The 14,205-nt window shown below is 64.2% G+C and carries 9 protein-coding genes; 4 read left to right on the top strand and 5 right to left on the bottom strand.

Annotation, left to right across the window (positions count from 1 at the left end; all coding sequences use genetic code 11):
* Nucleotides 1-10 precede the first annotated feature (10 nt).
* Nucleotides 11-1,633, top strand: coding sequence for a cation:proton antiporter domain-containing protein (locus tag ACUN9Y_RS10690; protein WP_445460700.1), 1,623 nt, complete (start codon nt 11-13; stop codon nt 1,631-1,633).
* Nucleotides 1,634-1,766: 133 nt separating this feature from the next.
* Nucleotides 1,767-2,054, top strand: a complete 288-nt coding sequence (locus tag ACUN9Y_RS10685; protein WP_445460699.1) for a hypothetical protein — start codon at nt 1,767-1,769, stop codon at nt 2,052-2,054.
* 110 nt (nt 2,055-2,164) lie between these two features.
* On the opposite strand, the gene pepN is transcribed toward ACUN9Y_RS10685, so the two are convergent.
* From pepN to ACUN9Y_RS10665, 4 genes are all read right to left on the bottom strand, one after another.
* Nucleotides 2,165-4,795 carry an aminopeptidase N gene (gene pepN, locus ACUN9Y_RS10680; protein WP_445460698.1) on the bottom strand — a complete coding sequence of 877 codons (2,631 nt, stop codon included), beginning with the start codon at nt 4,793-4,795 and terminating at the stop codon, nt 2,165-2,167.
* Between the two features lie 142 nt (nt 4,796-4,937).
* Nucleotides 4,938-5,321 (bottom strand): YbaN family protein, encoded by a 384-nt coding sequence (locus ACUN9Y_RS10675; RefSeq protein ID WP_445460697.1) that lies wholly within the window; start codon nt 5,319-5,321, stop codon nt 4,938-4,940.
* A gap of 229 nt (nt 5,322-5,550) precedes the next feature.
* On the bottom strand, nt 5,551-6,036 hold the full coding sequence (locus ACUN9Y_RS10670; protein WP_445460696.1) for a YajQ family cyclic di-GMP-binding protein: 486 nt from the start codon (nt 6,034-6,036) through the stop codon (nt 5,551-5,553).
* Between the two features lie 33 nt (nt 6,037-6,069).
* The gene (locus ACUN9Y_RS10665; protein WP_445460695.1) at nt 6,070-6,597 is read right to left on the bottom strand and encodes a GNAT family N-acetyltransferase; all 528 of its coding nucleotides are present in this window, start codon (nt 6,595-6,597) and stop codon (nt 6,070-6,072) included.
* A 235-nt stretch (nt 6,598-6,832) separates the two neighbouring features.
* Between ACUN9Y_RS10665 and ACUN9Y_RS10660 the strand changes: the two genes are divergently transcribed.
* Both ACUN9Y_RS10660 and cobO read left to right on the top strand, forming a co-directional pair.
* On the top strand, nt 6,833-8,389 hold the full coding sequence (locus tag ACUN9Y_RS10660; RefSeq protein WP_445460694.1) for a RimK family protein: 1,557 nt from the start codon (nt 6,833-6,835) through the stop codon (nt 8,387-8,389).
* Nucleotides 8,390-8,548: 159 nt separating this feature from the next.
* On the top strand, nt 8,549-9,148 hold the full coding sequence (gene cobO, locus ACUN9Y_RS10655; protein WP_445460693.1) for a cob(I)yrinic acid a,c-diamide adenosyltransferase: 600 nt from the start codon (nt 8,549-8,551) through the stop codon (nt 9,146-9,148).
* A 155-nt stretch (nt 9,149-9,303) separates the two neighbouring features.
* Here cobO and ACUN9Y_RS10650 read toward each other — a convergent pair.
* A partial coding sequence (locus ACUN9Y_RS10650) for an Ig-like domain-containing protein (RefSeq protein WP_445460692.1) occupies nt 9,304-14,205 on the bottom strand: 4,902 nt, incomplete at its 5' end.

The following is a 14,205-nucleotide window of genomic DNA, read 5'->3' as shown; positions in this document are numbered from 1 at the left end:
GAATGCCTGAATGATCGAGCCCATTTTTATCTTTACCGCCTTCGTTTCCGGACTGGCAGCCATGTTTCTGAGGCTACCCCCCTTGGTCGGGTTCCTGGCAGGCGGCTTCGCGCTCAATGCCCTGGGCTACGACGAAACCCCGCTGCTGACCGTCATTGCACACCTCGGCGTGACCCTGATGCTGTTCACCATCGGCCTCAAGCTCAACGTCCGCACGCTGCTGCGCCGAGACGTCTGGTGCAGCGCCAGCCTGCACATGCTGGCCACGGTGGCCCTCTTGATGGCGGTGCTCGCTGCCCTGAAGGGGGTCGCCATCGCCACGCTCGGCCACACGCAGGTCGGTCTCATCGCCGGGCTCGACGCCAACACCCTGCTCGTGCTGGCCTTTGCCCTGTCGTTCTCGAGTACGGTCTTTGTAGTCAAGGTACTCGAAAAACGCAGTGAGACCCAGGCGGCCTATGGTCGGTTGGCGATTGGGATCCTGATTATGCAGGACCTGTTCGCGGTGGTCTTCCTCACCGCCTCCACGGGCACGCTGCCAAGCCCCTGGGCGCTGGGCCTGTTCCTGCTCCTCCCCTTGGCACCCTGGCTACGCCGGCTACTGGAGCGCATGGGCCACGGTGAGATGCAGATGCTGTGTGGCGTGGTGATGGCGCTGGTGCTCGGCTATGGCCTGTTCGAAGCCGTCGGGGTCAAGGGCGACCTGGGCGCGCTCATCATCGGCATGCTGCTCGCCCCTCACCCCGCGGCCCAGACCCTGTCGCGTTCCATGTTCAACATCAAGGAACTGTTGCTGGTCGCGTTCTTCCTGAGCATCGGACTCACCGCGTTGCCGACCTGGTCACTACTCGGCGTGGCGCTGGTCCTGGTCGCCCTGCTGCCACTCAAGAGCCTACTCTATCAGCTGATTTTCATGCGCTTCGGCATGCGTCACCGGACCTCGGTCCTGTCCACGCTCAGCCTCAGCAACTATTCCGAGTTCGGCCTGATCGTCGGGGCCATCGCGGTCACCAATGGCTGGCTGAGTCCCGAGTGGCTGGTCGTGGTGTCCCTGGCCGTGGCCCTGAGCTTCGTTGCCTCCGCCATCATCAACTCCGTCAGCGAGCAGCTCTACCGTTGGGTGGAACCGCGCCTGCCGGCCGTCGACGAGACCAAGCTTTCCCCCAGTGACCGCCCCATCGAGGTCGGCGACGCCGAGGCGGTCGTCATGGGCATGGGGCGCATCGGCCGCAGCGTCTACCGCCGCCTGACCAAGGAGTACGGCATCAAGGTGCTGGGCATCGACTCGAACCCCAAGAGCGTCAAGGCGTTGGGTGATCAGGGCTTCAATATCGTCGAGGGCGACGCCGTGGACTCGGACTTCTGGGACAAGATGCTGATGTCGTCCCAGGTCCAGCTGGTGGTGCTGGCGATGCCGCATCACGCCGGTAACCTGTTCGCCCTGAAGCAGCTCAGAAGCCGCCATTTCCCCGGCAAGATCACCGCGGTGGTCGAGTACCTGGAGGAGATCGATACCATCCGTGAACTCGGTGCCCACGCGGTCTACCACGTCTATGACGAGGCCGGACGAGCGTTGGCGGACAGTGCGGCCGAAGAGGCCGGCATCACATCGCGTGCCGAACAACTGGGCTAGGCGTGCACCAGACGCCGCTGCGATCACTTGCGGCGGCGGCCAAGGGCCGGGATACTCACGCCTTTCGGGGCCCGCATCATCCACGCGTTGCGGCCCTATTCCCGTTCCTTCGCCTGACTAGGATGACCTCGGCATGGAAGACATCTTTACCTGGCTCGGCGAGACCCTGGGCCGCCTGATCCGCTTCGTGGTGGAGGCCTTGAGCGGTGTGTTCAGTGGCATCGACGATGCCGCCGCCGGCTTCATCAACGGGCTTTCGGCCTCGCTTGGCATCTCATCGTCGATCTTCAGCCTGGCTGCCCTGGCACTCGGCCTGTTCTTTATCTGGCGAGCGATTCAGGCGGTCCTGCGTCGCTCCGTGGTGGCCGCTATCCTATGGGCGCTGCTGGGCCTGGTGGTGCTCGGCACCCTGATCCCCTGAGGCCTGTCGTCCCGGCGCCGGTGCCGCGCCATAGCGCTAGACCATGCGCCACCCAAGACGCAAAACGCCGCCCCGAGGGGCGGCGTTTTCACCTCTGACGACGGCGAGGCTCAGGCGAGGGCCTTGTGGACGATCTCGTAGACGTTGGGCGACAGCGGCTCCTGGCGGATCCGCTCGAGCTCGCTTTTCATCAGCTCCTGACGGGCCTCATCGAAGCGCTGCCAGCGCGTCAGCGGCGTGACGATGCGTGCGGCGATTTCCGGGTTCAGGCGGTTCAACTCGATCACCACGTCAGCCAGCAGGCGATACCCTTCGCCGTCAAGGCGATGGAAATTGACTCGGTTCTGCCCGGCGAAGGCGCCGATCAGCGCACGGACCTTGTTCGGATTCTTCAGCGAGAAGGCCGGATGCTCCATCAGGTAGCGCACGCGATCCAGTGCATCGGACTGCGGCCGGGTGACCTGCAGGCTGAACCACTGATCCATCACCAGCGGGTCGTGGGACCACTTCTGACCGAAGGCCCTGAGTGCCGGGTCGGCCAGGTCCGCGCGCGAGCTGTGGACCAGCAGGGTCAACGCATGGCGCACGTCGGTCATGTTGTGGTCGGCTTCGAACTGGGCCTGAGCGAGCGCCACGGCCTCCTCGTCTTCGATGCTGATCAGGTACGACAACGCCACATTCTTCAGCGCCCGCTCGCCGATCTGCTCCGGCGTCGGCGCGTACTCGGCATCGCTCTGGTTGGCGCGATAGATGGCCATGAACTCATCACGCAGTTCCTGGGCCAGGGACTGCTTAACGAAGGTCCGCGCCGCGAAGATGGCATCGACATCGACCAACGGCTGTTGCTCGGCAATGTAGGCTTCACTCGGCAGCGACAGCATCTCGGCCAGCACCGCCTTGTCGTCCGTGTTCTCTGCCAGCAGCACGCGGAAAGCCTCGACCACCCGGGCGTCCATGACCTTCTCGACGCCGTTGCGGTGCGCGGCGATCAAATCGTCCAGTGCCAGCAGGGTCAGACGCTGGCCGGCATCCCAGCGATTGAAGCCATCGCTGTCGTGGGCCATCAGGAACGCCAGATCCTCGCGCGAGTACGGGAAGGACAGCTTGACCGGAGCCGAGAACCCACGCAGCAGCGACGGCACCGGGGCCTCCTCGACGTCGGTGAACAGAAACTCCTGCTCGTCCTCGCGCAGGTGGATCACGGCGTCGCGGCCCAGGTCTTCGCCGTCCAGGGTAAGGCGCAGGTCGCGGCCGCTCTTGGTGCCCACCAGGCCTAGCCGAATCGGAATGTGCAGCGCCTGCTTGTCCGGCTGCCCGGGCGTTGCCGGCGTGCGCTGGCGCAGGATCAGGCGATAGGCGCCGTTGGCGTAGTCGTACTCGCCGAAGGCGTCGATTTCCGGGGTGCCCGCCTGGGAGTACCAGCGCAGGAACTGGGTCGGGTCGAGGCCGGAGACCTCGGCCATGCAGGCAACGAAGTCCTCGATGGTCACGGCCTGTCCATCGAAGCGCGAGAAGTACAGATCGGAGCCGCGGCGGAAGGTCTCTTCGCCGACCAGGTTGGCCAGCATGCGCACGATCTCGGCGCCCTTCTCGTAGATGGTCAGGGTGTAGAAGTTGCCGATCTCGATATAGGAGTCGGGGCGCACCGGATGGGCGGTGGGGCCGGCATCCTCGGCGAACTGGGCGGTGCGGAAGAAGGACACTTCCTCGATGCGCTTGACCGGCGCCGAGTTCACCTCGGCGGAGAACGTCTGGTCACGGAATACCGTGAAGCCTTCCTTGAGCGACAGTTGGAACCAGTCACGGCAGGTCACCCGGTTGCCCGACCAGTTGTGGAAATACTCGTGGGCAACGATGCCTTCGACGCGCTGGAACGCGGCGTCGGTGGCGGTGTTCGGATGCGTCAGCACCGCCGCCGAGTTGAAGATATTGAGCCCCTTGTTCTCCATCGCGCCCATGTTGAAGTCGTTGACCGCCACGATCATGAACAGATCAAGATCGTACTCGCGGCCATAGGCCTCTTCGTCCCAGCGCATGGCCCGCTTGAGCGAGGCCATAGCGTGATCGGTCTTGTCGAGATTCTCGGCTTCGACCCAGATCTGCAGCGTGACATGGCGCCCGCTCATGGTGGTGAAAGCGTCCTCGACCTTGCTCAGGTCGCCGGCCACCAGGGCGAACAGATAGCAGGGCTTGGGGTGCGGGTCGTCCCAGGTGACGAAGTGTCGACCATTGGGCAACTCGCCTTTCTCCACCGGGTTGCCGTTGGAGAGCAGCACCGGCTCGCGCCCGGCGTCACCGATCACGGTGGTGGAGAAGGTCGCCATCACATCCGGACGATCCGGATAGTAGGTGATGCGGCGAAAGCCTTCGGCTTCGCACTGGGTGCAGAACATGCCGCCAGACTGATAGAGGCCGGCAAGCGCGGTGTTGTCCTTGGGCGCAATCTCGACTTCGGTGTCGAGCAGGCAGGCGTCCGGCAGGCGCTTGATACGCAGGCCGTCGGCGGAGACCTCGTACTCGTCCTCCGCCAGCGCCTGTCCATCCACGGCGATGGACGTCAGCGTCAGCGCTTCACCGTCGAGCCACAGTTCTCCGGCCTCGCGCTCAGGGTGACGCTCGAGATGCAGACGCGCCTTGACCCGTGTGGCCGCGGGGTCCAGGTCGAAGGTCAACTCGGTGTGGGTCACACGGTAGGCAGGGGGACGGTAGTCGCTCAGGTGAATCGGCTGCGGTTCGGACATCGGGGATGCTCCACTGAAAAGGTCGGGGGTCATTGTACGGCGTCTGAGCGCCTGGGCTCAAAGCGATGGGCCGGCGCACGCGCAGGCAACCGCCAGGGCAGCGTCGAACGACGAGAGACAGTCCTGGCCGGGCAATGGCCAGTCAGGAAGAAGAGGACACCGGCTCAGGACGGGTAACGATCCAGATCGCCAGGGCGATCAGGCCGACGACCAGGCCAATCTTGAGCCACCACAGTGACACGGTGAACAACAGCACCACAATGGACACGCTCAGCATCACCACGGCCAGGCCCTTGGCGTGACGAGGTATCGCGCCGGACTCCTCCCAGGCCACCACGGTCGGACCAAACCGCGGATGGGCGCGAATCCAGGCGGCGAAGCGCGGCGAGCCTCGCGAGGCTGCCCACACCGCCACCAGCAGAAAGCAGGTACTCGGCAGCAACGGCACGAAGGCGCCCAACACCCCCAGGCCAAAGCTCAACCAGGCCAGTACCAGATAGCCGAGGCGGCGGACGGAGGTGATCAAAGGCGAGCTCCCTGTGGCTTGCTGTGGCTTACGCGAGTGGCTCGAGACGCCGCGGCGATGGGCGTCGGGCGGGCCCCGCACCTGTCATGCGGCGCCTTTCCTACGGTGCCGATCATGCGGCGCCCAACGGCTCGAGTCGGGCTCGTCCCGTGAGCTATGTCTAATTGAAGCCGATTGGCGTTGGCAAGGCCAATCGGCTTCTCCTATCGCGGCGTTTGGCCACAGCGGCTCAGTCACGGAAGTTGTCGAACTGCAGTGCCAGGTCAGGGCCATCGTCGCCACGCAGCAGCGCCATGACCTGCTGCAGATCGTCGCGCTTCTTGCCGGTCACGCGGACCTTTTCGCCCTGGATCTGGCTCTGAACCTTGAGCTTGGAGTCCTTGATACGCTTGACGATATCCTTGGCCTCCTTCTGCTCGAGGCCCTGCTTGAGCTTGACGCTCTGGCGCGCCTTGACACCCGACAGCTCCGGATCCTGGATGTCCATGCAGCGCGGGTCGAGGCTGCGGGCAATCAACTTGTTGCGCAGCACATCGATCATCTGCTGCAGCTGAAAATCGACTTCGGCCTGGATCTGCACGGTCTCGTCGGACAGCTCAAAGCTGGCGTCGACGCCGCGAAAGTCAAAGCGCCCCTGGACTTCACGGTTGGCCTGGTCAACCGCGTTCTGCGCTTCATGACGGTCGAACTCGGAAACGATATCAAAAGAGGGCATGCCGGGCTCCCGGTGGCGGACAAAGGCCATATTCTACCAGCATGACGCGGCCTTGGGTGCCTCGTTGCGCAGAGCCTCCCTCGCCCCCGGCGACGACTCGCCCCCGGGCGCCGCGCCCAGGCCCTTGAGCATTCGCCAAGCGGCACACCCATCCTCGTAATACTCGTCCAACCAGCCAACGAGGCGGAAGCCCGCCTGCCGATAGAGCCGCATGGCCCGACGATTATCGGCACGTACCTCCAGCGCCATGCGATCGAGCCCCAGGGCCCGGCTGTCGCTCTCGAGGCGGGCCAGCAGTTCCCGCCCGAGACCCGACCCTCGCGCCTCGGGGGCGACACACAGCGAGTACAGGCGCGCCAGGCTGCTGTTGCGGCGCATCAGCAAGGTGCCATAGCCGAGAAGGCTTCCTTGCGCTTCCACCACCAGGGTGTGAGCGTTGGCCCGATTGAGCAGGTGCCAGAGTTGGCGACGAGAGAAGCGGTCACCGCTGAAGGCGCGATCTTCCAGTGCAACCAGCGCATCCAGATCAGTCGGCAGGGCGTGACGAACCAGGCGAGACATGACGGCGATGTTCCTGACCAAAGGGACCCGAGGAGCGGCGTCGACGGCCAACAGGGCAGGACACCTAGCAACATTCTGGGGGCCTGGCAGCGTCGCTGTCAGCCCACCGCTACGTGAAATCATTTCACGTTGGCACACGCTTGTTTCCCGCACGGTTCAGACGCATGCTGAGCGCGCCCCACCGCCGACGTTCTCCCTCTATCGAGCCCTGCTCACTGTTCAAGGTTCACCGCCGATGTGCTCCCTCAGGATCGTCGTCGACCGCCGCGACGACTGGCACCCCTATTATCCCAGCGAAGACCTGATCTGCGCCGACGACTATCTGGCCCAGGCCGATTCCAGCGGCGGTCATCAGGTCATCAACCTGTGCTCCGATCTGGATTACCTTGGCACCGGCTACTACGTCTCGCTGCTGGCCCAGGCACGCGGCGATCGGGTGCTGCCGAGCGTCGATACGCTCAACAGCCTCCGGCGCAAGGCCACCACCGATATGCAGCTCGAAGGTCTGGTGCCGGTACTCGAAGAGCTCGATCGGCACGCCAACGCCGACCTGGGGGATAGCGTCACTCTCAAAGTGCTGTTCGGCGACTGCCAGGATCCACGCCTGGCACGGCTCGCGCGCAAGCTGTTCGAACGTCTGCCCTGCCCGCTCCTGGATGCCCGCTTGACCCGCCGCGAGGGACGTTGGCGACTCACTCGCCTGCGCCCACAGCGGCTTTCTGGCCTGGTCGGCGATGACCAGGACCTGTTTGCGCGGGCGCTCAATCGCCATTCACGCCAGGTGTGGCGAACGCCTCGTGCCAAGCGTCGCTACCGCTTCGACCTGGCGTTGCTGGTCAATCCCGAGGAGAGACTGCCGCCGAGCAACAAGGGCGCCCTGAAGGCCTTTATTCGTGCCGGCAGGCGCCTTGGCATCGACGTATCGCTGATCACCCATCGCGATGCCGGCCGCCTGGCCGAATTCGACGGACTGTTCATCCGCGAAACCACGGCGCTGGACCATCATACCTGGCGCCTGGCACGCCGCGCCGAGCACGAGGGGTTGGTGGTAATCGACGCGCCCCAGGACATCTTGCGCTGCACCAACAAGGTCTATCTGCATGAACTGCTGCGCACCCGAGGGGTTGCGGCCCCCGATGGGCGCCTGCTCAAGCGTGCCAGTGGCGAACAGCTGCGGCGTCAGGTCGCCGGGCTCAGCTACCCGCGGGTCCTCAAGGTGCCGGATGGCGCCTTCTCCCGAGGCATCGTCAAGGTCACCTCCGACGAGCACCTCGTGGAAGAGGCCGCACGTCTTTTCACGAGCTCCGACCTGCTGCTGCTGCAAGAGTGGCTACCGACCGAGTTTGACTGGCGCATCGGCGTGCTGGACGGCAGAGTCCTGTTCGCCAGCCGCTATTTCATGGCTCGCGGTCACTGGCAGATCTACGACCATTCGGGCAAGAGCGTGAAGAGCGGAGGTTTCACCACACATCCGGTCGACGCGGTGCCCCGCGCGGTCGTTCAGGCGGCATTGAAGGCTACCCGCCTGATCGGCCACGGCCTGTATGGCGTCGATCTCAAGCAGATAGGCGAGCGGGTGCTGGTCATCGAGGTCAACGACAACCCCAACATCGATGCCGGCATCGAGGATGCGGTGCTCGGCGCCGAGCTCTATGACCGGGTGATGGCGGTGTTTCTGGCGCGCATGGAGGCGCGCCGCCGGACGCGGACTCGTCCTGGGGAGCGTCAATACCCCCGTCCCGCCGCGGGCGCCTTCGACCAACCGAAGGAAGACGACGCCAAGGTGGGCTGACGGCGGCGCTGGGCTGACGTACCCTGCTGCTCTATGCCTGAAGAGCATGCCGGAAGAGCATGCCGGAAGCGGTAGATGACCTTGATTGACGGCGCCGATACACGGCCATCTATCTGTCCATCCGCCCACTGACCAACTGCCACTCGTCCCGGAGCCCCGATGACCGATCGCGACACTCGACACAAGAACGCCATGCAGAAGCTCAAGTCTCACGTCGACGCCAAGGTTGCGGCAGCCGATGAAGAACGCGGCCTGATGCTGGTCTTCACCGGCAACGGCAAGGGCAAGACCACCGCCGCCTGGGGCACTGTCACCCGGGCGCTAGGCTATGGCTACAAGGTCGGCGTGGTGCAGTTCATCAAGGGGCTGTGGGAATGCGGCGAGCGTGAGCGTCTGGCCGACGATGCCAATCTCGAGGTCGCGATCATGGCCACCGGGTTCACCTGGGACACCCAGAACCGTGAGTCCGACACGGCCGCCTGCGCCGAGGTATGGCACGACGCCAAGCGCCTGCTGGCCGATCCCGAGGTCTACCTGGTGGTGCTCGATGAAATCACCTACATGCTGAAGTTCGGCTACCTCGATATCGCCGAGGTACGCAGCGCCATCGAGAACCGCCCCACCGAGCAGACGGTGATTATCACGGGTCGTAACGCCCACCGCGACCTGGTCGCCATGGCCGATACCGTGACCGAAATGCAGGAGATCAGCCACGCCTTCGCCAACGGCCTGAAGGCCCGACGCGGCATCGATTTCTAAGGCCTTCGTCCGCTGGGCTGGCCTGGTAGATAGCCGAATCGACTCACGCGGCAATGGCAAGGACAGACGGCAGAAGGCCCGGTCGGTAAATGCACTGACCGGGCCTTCTGCTGTCCAGCGACGCGAACTCTCCGCGTCACTCATTACGCGCCACGTTACTCCACGTCGAGCTGGTTGTTGTCGATCATCTGCTGCAGGAAGTTCGCCGAATCCTGACCGCCCATGTCGACGCCAGTGAGGGTGATGGTCTGATCGGCATTGCTGCCGCTGCCATCGATGCCCCCATCGCTCTTGACGTGAATCACCGTATTGCCGCTACCGTCCTCCTCGGCGAACAGATAGTCGCTGACATCGGCCTCGGTGGCGCCATCGAGCAGATCCGCCATCTCGAGGCGATCGGCCGCTGCATCGGTGCCGTAGTTCCCCAGCGAGAACTGCTCCACCGTATCCTCCGCAGGAGCGGCACCGGTGCCCTGATCCCCCGCCTGCCACCGGACGACATCGGCGCCGTCACCGAGATCGATGATGTCATTGCCGCCGCCGCCGGCCAGGTCATCGTCGCCCGCCCCACCGTTCAGCATATCGTTGCCTTTGCCGGCAATCAGGATGTCATCGCCTTCGCCCCCGAGCAGCGTATCGTCACCGGCGCCACCGACCAGCGTATCGTTGCCGATACCGCCATCCAGAGTATTCGTGCCGCCGTCGTCACGATCGTCGATCAGGTCACTGATGTTGGCTCGGACATAGTCGATGATTTCGGCCTGGGTCGGCGGGGTACCATCCGGGTCATCTTCACGGCCACCGTTGCCATCGTCCTTGGTCCAGGTCAGGTAGTCGTACAGACCGCCATAACCAAGACCATCGTGAGTCCCGGCGGTGAAGGTCTCGTTGGTATCGCCATTGGTCCATTCAAGGTCATCGCTATTGAGGGTGTCGCCGACCAGCACGTCGTCGCCAGCGCCGCCACTCAAGGTGTCGTCGCCCGCGGGCCGGAGCGCCGAAGACGCGCCCTGCAGCGCCGCCGCCAATTCATCGGCGGTATTCACAATGTCGATCTGGCCCACGGGGCCCGTCACGGCGGTGCCCCCGATGGTAATCGAGCCGTTATCGTCAACCACGTTGGTATTGTCAAAGAAGCGCAATACATCCGCCCTGATGCCATCACCGATCCCGATGCCCGCCACCGAACTCTTCGATGACAAGGCCTCGAAGGCATCGATCGACTGAGTCATCACCGTCGATGTGAAGTCGTTTCCGTTACCACCAAACGTGCCATTGTTGTTGACATAGCGGGTCGGCACGCCGTCGGTCAAAAAGTACGTCAGGTTCTGAAGGCCATTGTCATGATCGTCAAAGAAGCTACTGGCACGATTGAAGCCAGCTTCATAGTTGGTACCACCCGATGCCACCATGCTATTGATGGCTGCGAGGGCCAGAGTCAGCTTATCGGGACCGAAATCATTGATCACCGTCGACAGGCTTCCGGTATCAAAATCGATGATCTGCAGGTTGATGGTCCCGTCATGCTCGGATAGCTGTTCGACGAGATGTCTCAGCGCTTCCTTGGCCAATTGCATGCGGGTTTTGCCCGGCGTGCCTGAAGCGTTAGCCATACTCCCTGAGGTGTCCACGATCAGGGAGATGTTGTAACTCTCGGCAGGCTCGACCTGTACCCCGCCGGAGTCGCCGATCATGACATCGTCACCGCCGCCGCCGGTCTCCTCGCTACCATCGTTGTCATCAACGTAGAGCTCGGATGGGGCGTCACCGTTGAGGGTCAGCGTGCTCTCGAGCACATCGCCATCCCCATCGGTGCCGACCAGGCCCAGATCCAGGCTGTAGTCCGCGGGCGGGCCGCCGACGCGATAGTCGATATCGCCCAACGACAGCTCATCACTGGCACTCTCGATATTCACGGCCTCGAACGGGCGATCGCCGTCGGTCTCGAGGCGCACCTGCCAGCCATCATGTAGACCCTCGACGCGAATAGCGTCACCGTCATCGGTCAGCGTCACCCGGTCGGTAACATCGACGCCGATGCTGTTGAACACACGAACATCGCCGACCGCAAGATCCAGCAGCGACCCGGTGCTCCCCGGCCCGTCGGCGTTCGCCCCGCCGTCGGCTGCGTACATCACCGCCGAGATCAAAAGCGCCGCGGTGGCGCCTTCGCCGCCACCGACCGCCACGCTCTGGGTCAGGCTCGACAGCGGACGATGGTCGTCCCAGTTCGCCGTACCGCCGTTGTTGGCAAGGCCGGTCAAGGCGTCAATACGAACACTCTGGCCATTGGGCACCGCCACTTCACCGCCAGTGACAACAACAGCCCCATCCGAGTAGGTCATCAGCAGGTCGTTCCCCTCCACGCCATCGGATGTGTTCAACGCCAGCGCATCGCCGATCTGCTCGCCACTCTCGAGAGCCGCCTCGAAATTAGCCCCATTGGTGACCTCACCCCCCATCTCGATACTGTAACCGCTGCCATCCGGCTCTAGCGTGACCACGAATCCGGTGCTGCTGTTGTCGGTGGAGTTGGCGAACAGCGTCGTGCCGTCGGTGCTCAGGCTATAGACCATCGGCTTGCCATCGACCAACAGGGTAAAACCGTTACTGTCGGTGACTGGCATGCCGTCCAGGGAGGCGTTGAAGACTACCGATCCGACGCCGTCGGCACCGGCATTGTCGGCGAAGTCCAGGCTGCCGCCGCCGTCCTCCAGATCATGACTCACGCTGGAGAACTGCTGGGGCACGTCATCCTTCACGTCGATCGTGAGGGTCGTGGTCGCGACGTCACCGTCGCTGTCGGTCAGGGTGACCGCGAAGTCGTCCTGAATACCGTCGCTGTCGGTGCCCTGGGTGCTGTGCTCGGTGGTGTTGTCATCGAGGGTGTAGCTGTAGGTGTAGTCGCCGGCGCTGACGCTGACCGTCAGGACGCCGTAGCTGCCCTGCACCGTGCCGCCGTTGGTGACGTTGACGTCGTTGCCGTCCTTGTCCTTCAGCACCAGGCTGCCGACGCTGTCGGAGCCGGTATCGATATTCAGCGAGCCGCTGGTGGTCTCGAGATCGCTCGCGGCCTGGCTGCCGCCATCGTCAAGCCCCGCCTCGTCCACCTCGTTGTTGCCTTCGGCGTTGGGGTCTTCCGGATCGACCTCGATCTCGGGAGTGGCGTCCACGGTCACCGTCAGCGTGGCGCTGTCGGTATCACCGTCGGCATCGACCACGCTGTAGCTGATCGCGGCCTCGCCCTCGAAGCCATCCGCCGGGGTGAAGGTCACCGTGCCATCGGCGGCGTTGAAGGTCACCGACCCTTGGGTCGAGTCATCCAGGCTCGCCCCGGTCAGGGTCAGCGGGCCGTCGGCGCCGGCGACGTCATTGGCCAGCACGTCGACGGTGATCGGGGTGTTCTCGTTGATCTCGCTGCCGTCATCGTCGATGGCGTCCGGCACGTCATCCTTCACGTCGATCGTGAGGGTCGTGGTCGCGACGTCGCCATCGCTGTCGGTCAGGGTGACCGCGAAGTCGTCCTGAATACCGTCGCTGTCGGTGCCCTGGGTGCTGTGCTCGGTAGTGTTGTCATCGAGGGTGTAGCTGTAGGTGTAGTCGCCGGCGCTGACGCTGACCGTCAAGACGCCGTAGCTGCCCTGCACCGTGCCGCCATTGGTCACATTGACGCCGCCAATGATCAGGCTGCCGACGCTGTCGGAGCCGGTATCGATATTCAGCGAGCCGCTGGTGGTCTCGAGATCGGTCGCGGCCTGGCTGCCGCCATCATTAAGCCCCGCCTCGTCCACCTCGTTGTTGCCTTCGGCGTTGGGCTCCTCCGGATCGACCTCGATCTCGGGAGTGGCGTCCACGGTCACCGTCAGCGTGGCGCTGTCGGTATCACCGTCGGCATCGACCACGCTGTAGCTGATCGCGGCCTCGCCCTCGAAGCCATCCGCCGGGGTGAAGGTCACCGTGCCATCGGCGGCGTTGAAGGTCACCGACCCTTGGGTCGGGTCATCCAGGCTCGCCCCGGTCAGGGTCAGCGGGCCATCGGCGCCGGCGACGTCATTGGCCAACACGTCGACGGTGATCGGGGTGTTCTCGTTGATCTCGCCGCCGTCATCGTCGACGGCGTCCGGCACGTCATCCTTCACATCGATCGTGAGGGTCGTGGTCGCGACGTCACCGTCGCTGTCGGTCAGGGTGACCGCGAAGTCGTCCTGAATACCGTCGCTGTCGGTGCCCTGGGTGCTGTGCTCGGTGGTGTTGTCATCGAGGGTGTAGCTGTAGGTGTAGTTGCCGGCGCTGACGCTGACCGTCAGGACGCCGTAGCTGCCCTGCACCGTGCCGCCGTTGGTGACGTTGACGTCGTTGCCGTCCTTGTCCTTCAGCACCAGGCTGCCGACGCTGTCGGAGCCGGTATCGATATTCAGCGAGCCGCTGGTGGTCTCGAGATCGCTCGCGGCCTGGCTGCCGCCATCGTCAAGCCCCGCCTCGTCCACCTCGTTATTGCCTTCGGCGTTGGGTTCGTTCGGATCGACCTCGATCTCGGGAGTGGCGTCCACGGTTACCGTCAGCGTGGCGCTGTCGGTATCACCGTCGGCATCGACCACGCTGTAGGTGATCGCGGCCTCGCCCTCGAAGCCATCCGCCGGGGTGAAGGTCACCGTGCCATCGGCGGCGTTGAAGGTCACCGACCCTTGGGCCGGGTCATCCAGGCCCGCCCCGGTCAGGGTCAGCGGGCCATCGGCGCCGGCGACGTCATTGGCCAACACGTCGACGGTGATCGGGGTGTTCTCGTTGATCTCGCCGCCGTCATCGTCGATGGCGTCCGGCACGTCATCCTTCACGTCGATCGTGAGGGTCGTGGTCGCGACGTCACCGTCGCTGTCGGTCAGGGTGACCGCGAAGTCGTCCTGAATACCGTCGCTGTCGGTGCCTTGGCTGCTGTGCTCGGTGGTGTTGTCATCGAGGGTGTAGCTGTAGGTGTAGTTGCCGGCGCTGACGCTGACCGTCAGGACGCCGTAGCTGCCCTGCACCGTGCCGCCGTTGGTGACGTTGACGTCGTTGCC

Source organism: Halomonas sp. V046 (assembly GCF_052645355.1).
Note: the sequence above shows the minus strand (reverse complement) of the source record. Positions and strands in the feature narration are given on the sequence as shown.